Annotated in this window: 14 protein-coding genes; 5 read left to right on the top strand and 9 right to left on the bottom strand. The window is 68.0% G+C overall.

Annotated features, from left to right (window positions below; all coding sequences use genetic code 11):
• Positions 1 to 97: 97 nt before the first annotated feature.
• Complete coding sequence (locus H7K34_RS14635) at positions 98 to 706, top strand: sensor domain-containing protein (protein WP_264063554.1); 609 nt, start codon at positions 98 to 100, stop codon at positions 704 to 706.
• 41 nt (positions 707 to 747) lie between these two features.
• Here H7K34_RS14635 and H7K34_RS14630 read toward each other — a convergent pair whose 3' ends face one another.
• From H7K34_RS14630 to H7K34_RS14600, 7 genes are all read right to left on the bottom strand, one after another.
• Complete coding sequence (locus H7K34_RS14630; RefSeq protein WP_264062716.1) at positions 748 to 1,023, bottom strand: hypothetical protein; 276 nt, start codon at positions 1,021 to 1,023, stop codon at positions 748 to 750.
• A gap of 112 nt (positions 1,024 to 1,135) precedes the next feature.
• On the bottom strand, positions 1,136 to 2,212 hold the full coding sequence (mnmA, locus tag H7K34_RS14625) for a tRNA 2-thiouridine(34) synthase MnmA (protein WP_264062715.1): 1,077 nt from the start codon (positions 2,210 to 2,212) through the stop codon (positions 1,136 to 1,138).
• A complete protein-coding gene (locus H7K34_RS14620; RefSeq protein ID WP_264062714.1) occupies positions 2,209 to 3,387 on the bottom strand; it encodes a cysteine desulfurase family protein in 1,179 nt (392 codons plus the stop codon). Before H7K34_RS14620 ends, mnmA begins: the two co-directional genes overlap by 4 nt.
• Before the next feature lie 34 nt (positions 3,388 to 3,421).
• The gene (locus H7K34_RS14615) at positions 3,422 to 4,252 is read right to left on the bottom strand and encodes a lysophospholipid acyltransferase family protein (RefSeq protein WP_264062713.1); all 831 of its coding nucleotides are present in this window, start codon (positions 4,250 to 4,252) and stop codon (positions 3,422 to 3,424) included.
• Positions 4,249 to 5,109: a GNAT family N-acetyltransferase gene (locus tag H7K34_RS14610; protein WP_264062711.1), complete on the bottom strand. Its 861-nt coding sequence runs from the start codon at positions 5,107 to 5,109 to the stop codon at positions 4,249 to 4,251. Before H7K34_RS14610 ends, H7K34_RS14615 begins: the two co-directional genes overlap by 4 nt.
• Before the next feature lie 378 nt (positions 5,110 to 5,487).
• Complete coding sequence (locus tag H7K34_RS14605) at positions 5,488 to 6,444, bottom strand: electron transfer flavoprotein subunit alpha/FixB family protein (RefSeq protein ID WP_264062710.1); 957 nt, start codon at positions 6,442 to 6,444, stop codon at positions 5,488 to 5,490.
• 41 nt (positions 6,445 to 6,485) lie between these two features.
• The gene (locus H7K34_RS14600) at positions 6,486 to 7,277 is read right to left on the bottom strand and encodes an electron transfer flavoprotein subunit beta/FixA family protein (RefSeq protein WP_108920698.1); all 792 of its coding nucleotides are present in this window, start codon (positions 7,275 to 7,277) and stop codon (positions 6,486 to 6,488) included.
• A 227-nt stretch (positions 7,278 to 7,504) separates the two neighbouring features.
• On the opposite strand from H7K34_RS14600, the gene H7K34_RS14595 reads away from it, so the two are divergent.
• From H7K34_RS14595 to H7K34_RS14585, 3 genes are read left to right on the top strand one after another with little or no spacing between them, the layout of a single operon-like run.
• Positions 7,505 to 8,314, top strand: a complete 810-nt coding sequence (locus tag H7K34_RS14595; RefSeq protein ID WP_264062709.1) for a class I SAM-dependent methyltransferase — start codon at positions 7,505 to 7,507, stop codon at positions 8,312 to 8,314.
• Positions 8,311 to 9,906, top strand: a complete 1,596-nt coding sequence (locus H7K34_RS14590) for a glycoside hydrolase family 57 protein (RefSeq protein ID WP_264062708.1) — start codon at positions 8,311 to 8,313, stop codon at positions 9,904 to 9,906. The genes H7K34_RS14595 and H7K34_RS14590 overlap by 4 nt, the downstream gene beginning before the upstream one ends.
• A complete protein-coding gene (locus tag H7K34_RS14585) occupies positions 9,903 to 11,147 on the top strand; it encodes a glycosyltransferase family 4 protein (protein ID WP_264062707.1) in 1,245 nt (414 codons plus the stop codon). The genes H7K34_RS14590 and H7K34_RS14585 overlap by 4 nt, the downstream gene beginning before the upstream one ends.
• 3 nt (positions 11,148 to 11,150) lie before the next feature.
• Here H7K34_RS14585 and H7K34_RS14580 read toward each other — a convergent pair whose 3' ends face one another.
• Positions 11,151 to 12,125 carry an SDR family NAD(P)-dependent oxidoreductase gene (locus H7K34_RS14580; protein ID WP_264062706.1) on the bottom strand — a complete coding sequence of 325 codons (975 nt, stop codon included), beginning with the start codon at positions 12,123 to 12,125 and terminating at the stop codon, positions 11,151 to 11,153.
• Between the two features lie 65 nt (positions 12,126 to 12,190).
• On the opposite strand from H7K34_RS14580, the gene H7K34_RS14575 reads away from it, so the two are divergent.
• Positions 12,191 to 13,549 (top strand): TIGR01777 family oxidoreductase, encoded by a 1,359-nt coding sequence (locus H7K34_RS14575; protein WP_264062705.1) that lies wholly within the window; start codon positions 12,191 to 12,193, stop codon positions 13,547 to 13,549.
• Positions 13,550 to 13,573: 24 nt separating this feature from the next.
• On the opposite strand, the gene H7K34_RS14570 is transcribed toward H7K34_RS14575, so the two are convergent.
• On the bottom strand, positions 13,574 to 14,083 hold the full coding sequence (locus H7K34_RS14570; RefSeq protein WP_264062704.1) for a MarR family winged helix-turn-helix transcriptional regulator: 510 nt from the start codon (positions 14,081 to 14,083) through the stop codon (positions 13,574 to 13,576).
• Between the last annotated feature and the right edge of the window lie 54 nt (positions 14,084 to 14,137).

The raw sequence follows: 14,137 nt of genomic DNA, 5'->3' as shown, positions 1-14,137 counted from the left end.
CAGGGGTGTTTTGCCGCCGGTCGGCGCGACTAGTCTCGAAGGTTTGGAGGGGTGCAAAACGGTGTGGCGCAAGGCAAGATTCGCGTGGCCGCTGCTGATGTGTGGCGCGGTGGTGCTGACTGCCGCATGCACCCGGGTGGTGGACGGTACGGCACTGCCGGGTTTCACCGGCGGCGCCCGGGGCATCAACGGGGTCAACGTCGACACGATCCTGCTGGATCAGCCGCGGATGCGCGCGATCACCGGCGCCGGCGAGCATCTAACGATCGTCCCGTCGATGGACGGCAGCGCTCCGGTCGACATCGAAACGCTCGCGAACACCACACCGCGGGCATGCCGGTTCATCTTTGCCGAGACCGCGACATTCGGGCCCGACGTCGAAGAGTTCCACAAGACCACGTTTCAGGATCCGCCCGACGGCGCGCTGATCTCCGAGGGCGCCGCGGCCTATCGCGATGTCGTGACCGCGCAGCACGCGTTCGCCGCTCTGGTCTCGACCGTTACCGACTGCGCCGACGGCTCGGCCGGCCAGCTGATCGTCGGTGACTGGAAGGCCGATGCCAATTCGCTGCACCTGGGACCCGGCGGCTGCGGGCGCGACTACCGGGTGCTGTCGGTGGCCTTGGTGGAAGTCACCTTCTGCGGCTTCCCGCAGTCGGTGTCCGACATCGTGATGGCGAATATCACCGCCAACATCCCGCGATAGCGGCGCTCACGGAAGTGTTTGTGGCACAACAGCTATCGTCGTCACCAGTGCGCTGTGGTCATCAACTCGAAGTTCGGGTCGCCGCATTGGATCCACATCGCGATATGCAGGCCGGTGACGGCCGCGGAGACCGCCAGGGCGGCGACCGCAAACGCGAAGCCTTGCTGACCACGCTGTTTGACCTGCCGCATTCCGGCCAGCGCGAGAACGCTGCTCAGGATCGGGCTGGCGTACATGCCCATGATGCTCAGCACGAATGCCGCAACGGCAAGGCCGTTGGTCTGCATTGCCGGTGCCGCGACCTGGTTTTCACTCATCGTCTTTCGTTCCTTCTCACTCTGGGACCACCCGACTGTCGACACGAATAGTCTCCGAGAACGCTTGGAAAATTCTTGGAACGCGACGGCGATCGGCGCCGAGCTGGGAAAACTAGCGCGACGTATTGGCGATGGTGGCGCTGCCGAGCACTTCGTCGCCGGCCGAATCCGGGCGATACAGCACGACTGTCTGGCCGCAGGCCACACCGCGCAGCGGGGCACGCAATCGCACGCAAAGCTGGTCGCCGATCAATTCGACCACCGCACTCTCGGTTTCACCGTGGGCTCGCACCTGAACAACGCACTCAATTGGGCCTTCCGGCGCGGCGCCGGCGGTGAACACCGGCTCCCGTCCCGTCAGCGAACGCACTTCGAGGTCCGCGGCGCTGCCCACGTGCACCGTCGCCGTATCAGCATCGATGGCCGTCACGTACCGCGGGCTACCGTCCGGTCCGGGACCGGCGATGCCCAGACCCTTGCGCTGACCGATCGTGAAACCGTGCACGCCGTCGTGGGTGGCCAACACCGCGCCGTCGTCGTTGACCACGTTGCCCTGGCGAACGGCGATGCGCTCCCCCAGAAATGCCCGGGTATCCCCCGATGGAATGAAGCAGATGTCATAGCTGTCGGGCTTGTCTGCGACGGCCAGGCCGCGACGAGCCGCCTCCGCACGAATTTGCGGCTTGGGAGTGTCCCCGACCGGAAAAGCGGCGTGGCGCAACTGCTCTGCGGTCAGCACCGCCAGCACGTAGGACTGATCCTTGTCGCGGTCGACGGCGCGGCGCAGCCGCCCCTGCGACAGCCGGGCATAGTGGCCGGTGACCACCGTGTCGAAACCCAGTGCGACGGCACGCCTGGACAGCGCCGCGAACTTGATGCGCTGATTGCAGCGCACGCACGGATTCGGTGTTTCGCCGCGTGCATACGACGACACGAAATCGTCGATCACATCTTCGGCGAACTTCTCCGCGAAATCCCAAATGTAGAACGGTATTCCGAGCACATCGGCAACGCGTCGCGCGTCAGAGGCATCTTCTTTCGAGCAACACCCCCGCGAACCGGTGCGCAGCGTGCCGGGTGCCGACGACAGCGCCAGATGCACGCCGACCACATCGTGGCCGGCATCGACCATCCGAGCGGCGGCGACCGACGAATCGACGCCACCGCTCATTGCGGCAAGAACTTTCACCCGGACGCCCCCGCCGCGGCCAGAGCCGCTCGCCTGGCCCGGTCCACCGCCGCGGGAAGCACCCGCAGCACCTCGTCGATGTCGGCGTCAACACTGGTGTGCCCCAGCGACAGCCGCAGCGACCCGCGGGCGGTGGCGGCATCGTCGCCCATCGCGATCAGCACGTGGGAGGCCTGCGGGACACCGGCGGTGCACGCCGACCCGGTCGAGCATTCGATTCCGTTGGCATCCAGCAGCATCAACAGCGCGTCGCCTTCGCAGCCGCGAAAAGTGAAGTGGGCATTGCCCGGAAGCCGCGATTCAGCAGACCCGTTGAATCGGACGTCGTCGACCCCGGCCAACACGCCCTCGACCAGACGATCGCGCAATGCACGCAGCCGTGCGCCGTTGACCTCCAGCCCGTCCACGGCGAGCCGAAGCGCCGCGGCCATTGCGACCGCGCCCGCGACATCGGGAGTGCCGGAACGGATATCGCGCTCCTGGCCGCCGCCGTGCAGCAGCGGAACACAGGTCACGTCACGGCGCAGCAGCAGGGCACCCACCGCCGGGGGGCCGCCGAACTTGTGCGCCGCGACGCTCATCGCGGACAGTCCGCTGGCGGCGAAGTCGACGGGCAGCTGCCCGACCGCCTGAACGGCGTCGCTATGCATCGGGACGCCGAATTCGAGGGCGATGGCGGCGAGTTCAGCGATGGGCATGACGGTGCCGACCTCGTTGTTGGCCCACATCACCGACACGAGTGCGACGTCGTCCTGGCTCTGCAGCGCCTCGCGCAGCCCGGCCGCCGACACCGATCCGTCGGCGGCGGTGGGCAGCCAGGTCACCTGGGCGCCCTCGTGCTCGACGAGCCAGTCCACCGAGTCCAGCACCGCGTGGTGTTCCACCTGGCTGGTGATGATGCGGCGGTCGCGCGGATCGGCGTCGCGCCGGGCGCGGTAGATCCCCTTGACGGCCAGGTTGTCGCTCTCGGTGCCACCCGCGGTGAAAATCACCTCGGACGGCCGTGCGCCCAGCTTGTCCGCGATCAGCTCACGAGACTCCTCGATCCGGCGCCGCGCCGTGCGGCCGCTGGTGTGCAGCGACGAGGCGTTGCCGACGGTGCCGAGCACAGCCGTCATCGCCTCGATGGCGACGGGGTGCATCGGGGTGGTGGCGGCGTGATCGAGGTAGACCATGACGCGCCCCACGATACCGGGCCGCCCAGTTCCGCTAAGCGACCAGCACGTGGCGCTGACCTGGGCGCTGCGCCACTCCCACGCCCACCGCCAACTGGCTGCGGCGGGCCAGGGCACGGCGATCGGTGCCCGGCAGCTGCAGGGATTCCACGTGAACATGCGCCAGGGTGCGCCGCTGGGCGAGCATCCGGCCCATCGCCGCGCCCAGGGCATCGTCCCCGACGAAGGCCGGAGCGGTTGAAATAAGGCCGTCGACGTGGTGATACGTCAATCGCAGGGGCTGCACCGGGCGTCCCGCGTCGATCGCGGCCTGGAACATCGCCGGATAGAACGAGCCGCAGGCCACGCCGCACCAGGTGGTGCCCTCGGGGAAGGCCACCACGGTCTCCCCCGCGCTCAGCCGCTCAGCCACTGAGTCCACCACCGCGGGCAGCCGGCGCAGGCTGGCGCGGTCGATGGGAATGATTTTGAGCAGGCGCGCCGTGAGTTCGCCGAACATGTCGGCGCGGGCGACGTACCACCCGGGCAACACCGCCCCGACGGCGAAGACGTCCAGCCAGGACATGTGCGGGCCGACCACCAGGACCCCGCGCAGGTTGCGGATCGGGGCGCCCGACACACTGATCCGGACCCCGAATACCCGCAGCACCATCCCGCAGCAGAACCGTCGCACCCGCATCTGACTTGGCCCTGGCACCAGCGCCAACGGCGCCACCAGCAGTAGCAGCAGCGCCAGCATGACGCGAAGCGTTACCCGCAGCACCACCAGCCACCGCGGCGACGCGGGGCCTACACCCACGCAGGTGCTGTCGCACGTCGCGCGCGGCAGCCAGGCGTGGTCGGTGGCGGCTGCGGGAGCGGTCATCGGGCGCCGCCCACCGTCTCGCGGCTCATCTCGGAGGCCGCCGATACCGACCTCAGTCTTCGCAGATACCGGGTATCGGCCTGGCCTTTGTCCAGCAGAACGCAGAAGTCGCCGACACCGAAGTCCAGGTCCAGGGCGGGCTCGCCGCAGGACTTGGCACCCAGCCGCAGGTAGCCGCGCATCAGCGCCGGAACCGAGGGGCGCGACGGCGGCGCGATCTCGTCGAGGGTCCGGCCGCCCACGACCACCGGCTGGTGCGGGTAGACCTGGTACTGCGGCGGCGCCGCGTGGCGGCCCCGGACGAAGTCACGCACGCCCCGAAGCTGGCTGCCCGGCGCCTGGTCACCGCAGTCACTGCCGATCGGCACGGATACACACCCGGTGACGTAGTCGTACCCGTAGCGGTCCAGGTAGGCCAGGATCCCCGCCCACATCAGCAGCACGACGCCGCCGTTGCGGTGGCCGTCGCGGACCACGGCGCGGCCCATCTCCACCAGCGACGGCCGCAGCGGGTCGAGCGCGCGCAGGTCGAATTCCGTCGCGGTGTAGAGGCCCCCGGCCGCGATCGCGCCCGCCGGCGCCAACATCCGGTAGCAACCCACCAGCTCGCCGGTGTCGTCGTCACGGACCAGTAGGTGGTCGCAGAACTCGTCGAAGCGGTCCACATCGCGCTCTCCGGCACCCGATGCCGGCAACGCGAAGCCGGGGGTGCTGGTGAATACGTCGTATCGCAGCCGCTGCGCCGCCTCGATCAGGCTGGGGTCGGTGGACAACAACAGCGAGTAACGCGGACCAGCAGAGCCTCTCGCCGCTCCGTCCGGCTTGTCGCTCGGTATCAGGACAGAAGCAATGCTCATGGGGAACAACGTGACGCAATCGAGGAGCTAATCGGCATCGGCGCTATGACGTGTCGGTGCACGCAAGATGACGAAATGTGTTGCGGGGATGAAGTGTGGCGAATCTAACGCCAACGCTGATCCGTCGTATCTGTAAGAGCGGCAACATGATAAACACCCGCACGTTCCTCGTAGTTAACGTTCTCGCCAAATTGGCGACACGGGCCGTCGCGGCCGGATAATCCCGAATTATGTTCGGGGCCAGGGATTCTCACTACCGACATGCCGCCCGGGGAACCGATAGGCGACTTTCGATTAGTGACGGTTCGGGCTTGCGCACAACGCAAAAGCCCCCGACGCGACATGCGCGCGGGGGCTTTTGCGTAAAGCGGAGACGGACTAGCCCTTGCGGGTCTTGATCGCGTCGGTCAGCTGAGGAGCAACCTTGAACAGGTCGCCCACCACGCCGTAGTCGGCGATCTCGAAAATCGGCGCCTCTTCGTCCTTGTTGACCGCGACAATGGTCTTCGAGGTCTGCATGCCCGCCCGGTGCTGGATCGCCCCGGAGATGCCCAGCGCGATGTAGAGCTGAGGCGAGACCGTCTTACCGGTCTGGCCGACCTGGAACTGGCCCGGGTAGTAGCCGGAGTCGACGGCGGCACGCGAGGCACCGACGGCCGCGCCCAGCGAGTCGGCCAGCGCCTCGACCACGTTGAAGTTCTCCGCGCTGCCGACGCCACGGCCACCGGCGACCACGACGGTGGCCTCGGTGAGCTCAGGGCGGTCGCCCGCGACCGCGGGCTCGCGAGCGGTGATCTTGGTGGCGTTCTCGCCGGCGGCCGGCACCTCCACGGTGACCTGCTCACCCGCACCCGCCGACGGCTCCGCGTCGACCGCACCGGCCCGCACGGTGATCACCGGGGTGTCGCCATTGGCCTGCGCCTCGACGGTGAACGCGCCACCGAAGATGGAGTGGATGGCCTTGTTGCCCTCTTTGACGTCGACCACGTCGACCAGCAGGCCGGAACCGAGCCGAGCCGCGAGACGGCCGGCGACCTCTTTGCCGTCGGCGTTGGCGGCCAGCAGAACCGCTGCCGGAGAAGCGGATTCGACCAGCGAGGCCAGCACGTCGACGACCGGGGTAACCAGGTAGTTGTCGACGTCCTCGGATTCGGCGACGTAGATCTTGGCGGCGCCGGCTTCCTTCAGTCCGTCAGCCAACGGGGCGGCCGTGCCCGGCGCGCCGACGACGACGGCGGACGGCTCGCCCAAAGCGCGTGCGGCGGTGATTAATTCGGCAGTGACCTTTTTCACCGCGCCTTCAGCGTGCTCGACGAGCACCAATACTTCAGCCATGGGTTATATCGCTCTTCTCGTGTATGTGGTTGGTGCTCGTCTTAGATGATCTTCTGGCCGACCAGGTACTTGGCGATTTCGTTCCCGCCTTCACCTTCGTCGGTGACCTTCTCACCCGCGGTCTTCGCAGGTTTCGGTGTCGACTCCAGCACCGTCGACCCGGCGTTGGCCAGCCCGACCTCGTCGCTCTCGACGCCGATCTCGGCCAGGCTCAGCACCGTGACCTCTTTCTTCTTGGCGGCCATGATGCCCTTGAAGGACGGGAAGCGCGGCTCGTTGATCTTCTCGGTGACGCTGACCACCGCGGGCAGCGTGGCCTCCAGGGTGAACAGGCCGTCGTCGGTCTCGCGCTCGCCGGTGACCTTGTCGCCCTCGATCGACAGCTTGCGCAGGTGGGTCAGCTGCGGCAGGCCCAGGTACTCGGCGATGATCGCCGGGACCGCACCGCCGGTGCCGTCGGTGGCCTCGTTACCGGCGATGACCAGCTCGGTGCCCTCGATGGTGCCCAGTGCACGGGCCAGCGCCCATCCGGTCTGGACCACGTCCGAGCCGTGCAAGCCCTCGTCCTTGAGATGAACGGCCTTGTCGGCTCCCATCGACAGCGCCTTGCGGATGGCCTCGGTGGCGCGCTCGGGACCGGCCGTCAGCACGGTCACCGAGCCCTCGCCGCCTTCCCGCTCACGAATCTGCAGGGCCTCTTCGACGGCGCGCTCATTGATCTCATCCAGCACCGCGTCGGCGGCCTCACGGTCCAGCGTGTAATCGCCGTCAGTCAGCTTGCGCTCCGACCAGGTGTCTGGGACCTGCTTGATTAGGACCACGATGTTCGTCATGAGTGTGGTTTGTCCTCCTTGAAGGAGTCTCGCAGCAGTCAGCCACGGGACTTTCAGTACGCGTTTTGCAGCGCACGGTCGTGTTACTACTCGGTAACTTTGTGCGGCCTGCCATCACACCATAGCGGGTCATACTGCAGGTTCTTGCGCCCTGTCTCCCCCGCCAACGGGCGACTACCCACGGGGCGGTTCGCGAATCCGATACTTCGCGTTAGCCTCCCTATGCAATGAGCGCATTCGTCCCCGACGTTCCCCCGGGCATCCCCGACGGCACTTCACCGGCGGTCGATGCGGTGTTGACGCTGACCGGTGAGCGCACCATCCCTGACCTGGACATCGAGAACTACTGGTTCCGCCGCCATCAAGTCGTATATCGGCGACTGGCAATGCACTGTGTGGGCCGCGACGTGCTCGAGGCTGGATGTGGCGAAGGTTACGGTGCCGATTTGATCGCGCAGCACGCTCGGCGGGTCGTCGCGGTGGATTACGACGAGGCGGCGGTGGCCCACGTCCGCAGCCGCTATCCCCGGGTAGAAGTCATGCAGGCCAACCTGGCCGAGCTGCCGCTGCCGGACGCGTCGATGGATGTGGTGGTGAATTTCCAGGTCATCGAGCACCTGTGGGACCAGACCCAATTCGTCAAGGAATGCGCCCGGGTGCTGCGGCCTTCGGGATTGCTGATGATGTCCACGCCCAATCGCGTCACCTTTTCCCCGGGCCGCGACACCCCGATCAACCCGTTTCACACCAGAGAACTCAACGCCGGCGAGCTGACCGAGTTGCTGGTCGACGGGGGTTTCTCCCAGGTGTCGGTTAGCGGGCTGTTCCACGGCGCGCGCCTGCGAGAGATGGATTTGCGTCACGGCGGTTCGATCATCGACGCCCAGATCGCGCGGGCCGTCGCCGATGCTCCGTGGCCGCCGCAGCTGGCTGCCGACGTCACCGCGGTCACCATTGACGACTTCGACCTGGTGGCGGCGGGTGACCGCGACATCGATGACAGCCTGGATCTGATCGCGATCGCGGTGCGGCCGTGAACACATCCGCGACACCGGTGCCCGGCATGTTCACGCTGGTGCTGCACACGCACCTGCCGTGGCTGGCCCACCACGGCCGCTGGCCGGTCGGCGAGGAATGGCTCTACCAGTCCTGGGCCGCCTCCTATCTTCCGCTGCTGCGGGTGCTGCGCACGCTGGCCGGCGAGGACCGGCACCGGTTGCTCACGCTCGGCGTCACTCCGGTGGTCAACGCGCAGCTCGACGACCCGTACTGCCTCGACGCCATGTATCAGTGGCTGGCCAACTGGCGGCTGCGGGCGGCCGAAGCCGCCAGCGTGCGGTCGGTTCCCCGATCGAAGTCGACCGACTACCAATCCTGCACACCGGAAGCGTTGCGGGCGTTCGGGGTTCGTGAATGTGCGGAGGCGGACCAGGCGCTGGACGACTTCGCCACCCTGTGGCAGCACGGTGGCAGCCCGCTGCTGCGCAGCCTGATCGACGCCGGCACGGTGGAGTTGCTCGGCGGCCCGCTGGCCCACCCGTTCCAGCCGCTGCTCGCGCCGCGGCTGCGCGAATTTGCGCTGCGCGAAGGCCTGGCCGACGCCGGGCATCGCCTAGGGGCAGGAAAAGGGCAAGGCCCCGGCGGCATCTGGGCACCCGAATGCGCCTACGCCCCGGGCATGGAAAACGACTATGCCGCTGCGGGAGTCACCCATTTCATGGTCGACGGCCCGTCGCTGCACGGCGACACCGCGCTGGGCCGGCCCGTCGGCGACAGCGGCGTGCTGGCCTTTGGGCGCGACCTGCAGGTCAGCTACCGGGTGTGGTCGCCGAAATCCGGCTACCCCGGGCATGCCGCCTACCGCGACTTCCACACTTACGACCACCTGACCGGGCTCAAGCCGGCGCGGGTCACCGGCCGCAACGTGTCCTCGGAAGCCAAGGCGCCGTATGACCCCGAGCGCGCCGACCGCGCCGTCGACGTCCATGTCGCCGACTTCGTCGACGTGGTCCGTGATCGGCTGCGCAGCGAATCCGAGCGCATCGGGCGCCCGGCACACGTGGTCGCCGCCTTCGACACCGAACTGTTCGGCCACTGGTGGTATGAGGGTCCGACGTGGCTGGCGCGGGTGCTGCGGGCGTTGCCCGCCGCCGGGGTGCGGGTCGGCACGCTCAGCGATGCGCTCGCCGGTGGGTTCGTCGGAGAGTCGGTCGCGCTGCCGCCCAGTTCGTGGGGCTCGGGTAAGGACTGGCAGGTGTGGGACGGCGACAAGGTGGCCGACCTAGTCCAGCTCAACACGGAGGTCGTCGACACCGCGCTGAGCACCGTCGACAAGGCGCTGTCACAGACCACCGCGTCACTGGGCGGGCCAACCCCCCGCGATCGCGTCGCCGACCAGATCCTGCGCGAGACATTGTTGACCGTGTCCAGCGACTGGCCGTTCATGGTCAGCAAGGACTCGGCCGCCGACTACGCCCGGTACCGCGCGCACCTGCACGCGCACGCCACCCGCGAGATCGCCGGGGCACTGGCCTCGGGCCGGCGCGACACCGCGCAGCGGCTGGCCGACGGCTGGAACCGCGCCGACGGCATGTTCGGCGCCCTGGATGCCCGAAGGCTGCCCCGATGAAAATCCTGATGGTGTCGTGGGAGTACCCGCCGGTGGTGATCGGCGGGCTGGGACGCCACGTGCATCACCTGTCGACCGCCCTGGCCGACGCCGGCCACGACGTCGTCGTGCTGTCGCGGCGCCCGTCGGGCACCGACCCGAGCACGCACCCGTCATCCGACGAGATCAGCGAGGGTGTCCGGGTGATCGCGGCCGCCCAGGATCCGCACGAATTCGCCTTCGGCACAGACATGATGGCCTGGACGATGGCGATGGGTCACGCGATGATCCGCGCCGGGCTCACTCTGAAGAAACCGGGCACTGGGCGACTGTGGCGTCCCGATGTAGTGCATGCACACGATTGGCTGGTCGCCCACCCCGCCATTGCGCTCGCCCAATACTATGACGTTCCAATGGTTTCCACGATCCACGCGACCGAGGCCGGCAGGCATTCGGGCTGGGTTTCCGGAGCGATCAGCCGCCAGGTGCACGCGGTCGAGTCGTGGCTGGTGCGCGAATCCGATTCACTGATCACATGTTCGGCGTCGATGAGCGATGAGATCACCGAATTGTTCGGTCCGGGACTGGCTGAAACGACGGTGATCCGCAACGGGATCGACGCGGCGCGCTGGCCGTTCGCGCCCCGTCACCCGCGCACCGGGCCCGCCGAACTGCTCTATGTCGGGCGCCTGGAGTACGAGAAGGGTGTACACGACCTCATCGCCGCACTGCCGCGGATCAGGCGCACCAACCCGGGCACCACGTTGACCATTGCCGGTGATGGAACCCAGCAGAACTGGCTTTACGAACAAGCCCGTAAACACCGGGTACTCAAGGCAACTCGGTTCGTCGGACATCTACACCACGACGAACTGCTGGCGGCGCTGCATCGGGCGGACGCCGCGGTGTTCCCCAGCCATTACGAACCGTTCGGGCTCGTCGCGCTGGAGGCCGCCGCGGCCGGTACCCCGCTGGTGACCTCCAACATCGGTGGTCTGGGCGAGGCGGTGATCGACGGGCAGACCGGGGTGTCGTGTCCGCCCCGCGACGTGGCCGGGCTGGCCGCGGCGGTGCGCACCGTGCTCGACGATCCGGACGCCGCGCAGCGGCGTGCCGACGCCGCCCGCGAGCGGCTCACCTCGGATTTCGATTGGCAGACGGTGGCCGGCCAGACCGCGCAGGTGTATGTGGCGGCCAAGCGCGACGAGCGTCAGCAGCTGCCCCGCCTGCCGATCATCGAGCACGCGTTACCCGACCGCTGAACCTCACGCGTTGTCGATGCCGATCGAATAGGCGCAGTATCGCCACAACCGTTGCCGCTCGCGCTCGCCGTGCCAGGTCAACGGCAGGTAGTGCTCGGGGCGGGGCCGCCGATCGTGCCAGAAGCCGCCGGTCGGTGGCGCGGGATCGGTCGCGGCCAGCCAGATCGCGGTGTCGGCCGCCTGTTCGGGCGTGCGCAACAGCGGTGCCGTGAGCGAGCGGAAGGCCGGAAGCGACGTGGCCACCCCCGGGGTATCGGCCCAGCCGGGGTGCATGGCGTAGACGCGGATGTTGTCGTCGGCCCAATGCCGGGCCAGGATCGGGGTCAGCGCCACCTGCATCCGTTTGGTGCGCGCATAGGCGGTGACGCCGCTGTAGGGCTCGTCGAAGTATTCGGGGTCATCGGCCGGCAGTGACTGGGTGTACATCCCGCCCGACGACATCAGGATCACCCGCGGGTCCTCGGCGGCGCTCAGAACCGGAGCCAAGCACTCGGTCAGCAGTACCGGACCCAGCACATGCGTGGCCAGGGTGAGCTCGTGGCGGTCGACGGTCTCGGTCCGCTCGGGCGGCAACACCCCGGCGTTGTGGATCAGCACATCCAATTCCCACTCCCTGGCCGACAAGTCGGCCGCGAAGGCACGGACGTCGGACAGGTCGGACATGTCGCAGACCTCGACCTGCACGTCGGCCTCGGGGTTGGCGTCGACGATCTCTTTTCGCGCCTGCGCACCGCTCGTCTCGTCGCGGACGGTCAACAGCACGTTCGCACCGAGCTGCGCCAGGCCGGTGGCGATCGCTTTGCCGATGCCACGATTCGCGCCAGTGACGAGCGCGGTCTTGCCCTTCAGCGCATGCGGCCGGGGGTCGTCGGGCCATCCCCACTGTCGCAGGTGGTAGCCGATGCGGGTGTAGCCGCCGACGATCGTCCGATCGAGGGCGGTGTCGAGCAGGGACCGCCAGCGGGCGTGAATACTCATGCAATCCCTGGTACCCAGAATGCCGCGAGGCATGCTCTGGTCGTGGTTGGGTAACTCTGGAAACCATGGGATTGGAATTTTCGAGCGTGGTGGACGCGCCGCGCGAAGACGTGTTCGCCTGGTACGCGCGGCCGGGAGCCTTCGAGCGGCTCTCGCCGCCATGGTCACCGATGCGGCTGGTCACCGAGGCTTCATCACTGCGGGACGGGCGCGCCGAACTCGCCCTGCCGGGCGGCCTGCGCTGGATAGCCGAGCACCAGGCCCAGGGTTACGATCCGCCGCGGCGCTTCGTCGACACGATCGGCAGCGACGGGTTGGCCTCGCTACCGGCTCGCATCGCCGTGCGGTGGCGGCACATCCACGAATTCGATGACCTCGGCGCCTTGCGCACCCGGGTGATCGACCGGGTCCAAACGCCGGTACCCGGCGCCGCGTTGCGTCCGATGTTCATCTATCGGCACCGGCAGCTAGCCGACGATCTGGCCGCCCACAAGTTGGCGGCCGAGCACGGTTTGACTCCGCTGACCGTCGCGATCACCGGGTCGTCGGGACTGGTCGGTTCGGCGGTGTCCGCGTTCTTGCGTACCGGCGGGCACCGCGTTGTCCACCTGGTTCGCCGCTTCGCGGGCGCCGGCGACGAACGCCAGTGGAATCCCGTCGACCCCGCCCCGGACCTACTGGCCGGGGTCGACGCCGTCATTCATCTGGCCGGCGCCTCGATCGCCGGCCGGTTCACCGACAAGCACCGGGAAGCGGTGCGCAACAGCCGGATTGGCCCAACTCGCCGACTGGCCGAACTGCTGGCGCGCACCGCCGAGGGCCCGTCGGTTCTGATCTCGGCCTCGGCGATCGGCTATTACGGATACGACCGCGGCGACGACGAACTCACCGAGGCAAGCGAGCGTGGCGACGGCTTCCTGGCCGACGTTGTCGCCGACTGGGAAGACGCGACCGCGCCGGCCGCACAGGCCGGGGCGCGGGTGGTGCAGGTGCGCACCGGCATCGTGCAATCCCCGCGCGGCGGCACACTGAGGCTGATGCGTCCGCTGTTCAGCGCTGGGCTGGGTGGCCGGCTCGGCGACGGCCGGCAGTGGTTGTCCTGGATAGGGATTGACGACCTGGTCGACGTATACCACCGGGCCCTCTGGGACACCGAGCTGTCCGGGCCGGTGAATGCTGTTGCCCCGCAACCGGTTCGCAATACCGAATACACCCGCGCTCTGGCCCGCGTGCTACACCGGCCCGCGGTCCTGCCCGTTCCCTCGCTGGGGCCCCGGCTGTTGCTCGGCGGGCAGGGTGCCCGCGAATTGGCCTGCGCCAGCCAGCAGGTCGTCCCGCAACGGCTCGGCCAGGCCGAGCACCGGTTCCGGCAACCCGACCTGGACAGCGCCTTGCGTCACCTGCTCGGGCGCGCCCCGCAGTGAACCTGCCGATTACGGTGCGGCGAATCAGGGCCAGGGAGCGCCCAATTCACCCCGGAAGCGTTGCATCGCCGCAATCAGCGCCCCAAAGACGCGGTGGGCGGTCGCGAGATCGGCGTCGGGCAGGCCTTCCAGTGCGTCGCGGGTGTGTGCGCCCAGTGGGGTGAAGAACAACCGGGCGGTGTCGAGGCCGGGCTCGGAAAAACGCAGGATGACCTTGCGCCGGTCGTTGGGATGCGAGTCGCGCCAGATATGGCCGGACTCGATCAGCCGGTCCACCAGGTAGGTGATCGCCGCACCCGACAAACCCATCCGCTGGCTGAGGTCCCCGGACGTCATCGGCCGACCGCTGGTTTCGGCCACCATGATGTGCAGCAGCGCGCGGAAATCGGTGGGGCGCACGTCTTGAGACGCCGCGAACAGTCGGCCGATCTGGTCGGATTCTGACGACATCTCGCGCAGATCGGCCGACATCAGCGACTCCAGGGCCTCGCGGCCCGACGGACTCTCGTCAGCGTTCATACCCGTGGGCAGCATAGTCGCGAGTGGCCAGTCATTTCAGTCTTTTAATGTTTAATTGAATGAAATGAT

It is taken from the genome of Mycobacterium montefiorense, from assembly GCF_025823255.1.
Taxonomy (GTDB): domain Bacteria; phylum Actinomycetota; class Actinomycetes; order Mycobacteriales; family Mycobacteriaceae; genus Mycobacterium; species Mycobacterium montefiorense.
The sequence above is the reverse complement of the archived record's forward strand: the minus strand, read 5'-3'. Positions and strand labels throughout refer to the sequence as shown.

What these genes read in the sequence shown, in the direction of transcription:
- H7K34_RS14635 (WP_264063554.1), top strand. Translation starts at nt 98, where the DNA reads ATGTGTGGCGCGGTGGTGCTGACTGCCGCATGCACCCGGGTGGTGGAC.
- H7K34_RS14630 (WP_264062716.1), bottom strand. Translation starts at nt 1,023, where the DNA reads ATGAGTGAAAACCAGGTCGCGGCACCGGCAATGCAGACCAACGGCCTT.
- H7K34_RS14620 (WP_264062714.1), bottom strand. Translation starts at nt 3,387, where the DNA reads ATGGTCTACCTCGATCACGCCGCCACCACCCCGATGCACCCCGTCGCC.
- H7K34_RS14615 (WP_264062713.1), bottom strand. Translation starts at nt 4,252, where the DNA reads ATGACCGCTCCCGCAGCCGCCACCGACCACGCCTGGCTGCCGCGCGCG.
- H7K34_RS14610 (WP_264062711.1), bottom strand. Translation starts at nt 5,109, where the DNA reads ATGAGCATTGCTTCTGTCCTGATACCGAGCGACAAGCCGGACGGAGCG.
- H7K34_RS14605 (WP_264062710.1), bottom strand. Translation starts at nt 6,444, where the DNA reads ATGGCTGAAGTATTGGTGCTCGTCGAGCACGCTGAAGGCGCGGTGAAA.
- H7K34_RS14600 (WP_108920698.1), bottom strand. Translation starts at nt 7,277, where the DNA reads ATGACGAACATCGTGGTCCTAATCAAGCAGGTCCCAGACACCTGGTCG.
- H7K34_RS14595 (WP_264062709.1), top strand. Translation starts at nt 7,505, where the DNA reads ATGAGCGCATTCGTCCCCGACGTTCCCCCGGGCATCCCCGACGGCACT.
- H7K34_RS14585 (WP_264062707.1), top strand. Translation starts at nt 9,903, where the DNA reads ATGAAAATCCTGATGGTGTCGTGGGAGTACCCGCCGGTGGTGATCGGC.
- H7K34_RS14580 (WP_264062706.1), bottom strand. Translation starts at nt 12,125, where the DNA reads ATGAGTATTCACGCCCGCTGGCGGTCCCTGCTCGACACCGCCCTCGAT.
- H7K34_RS14575 (WP_264062705.1), top strand. Translation starts at nt 12,191, where the DNA reads ATGGGATTGGAATTTTCGAGCGTGGTGGACGCGCCGCGCGAAGACGTG.
- H7K34_RS14570 (WP_264062704.1), bottom strand. Translation starts at nt 14,083, where the DNA reads ATGCTGCCCACGGGTATGAACGCTGACGAGAGTCCGTCGGGCCGCGAG.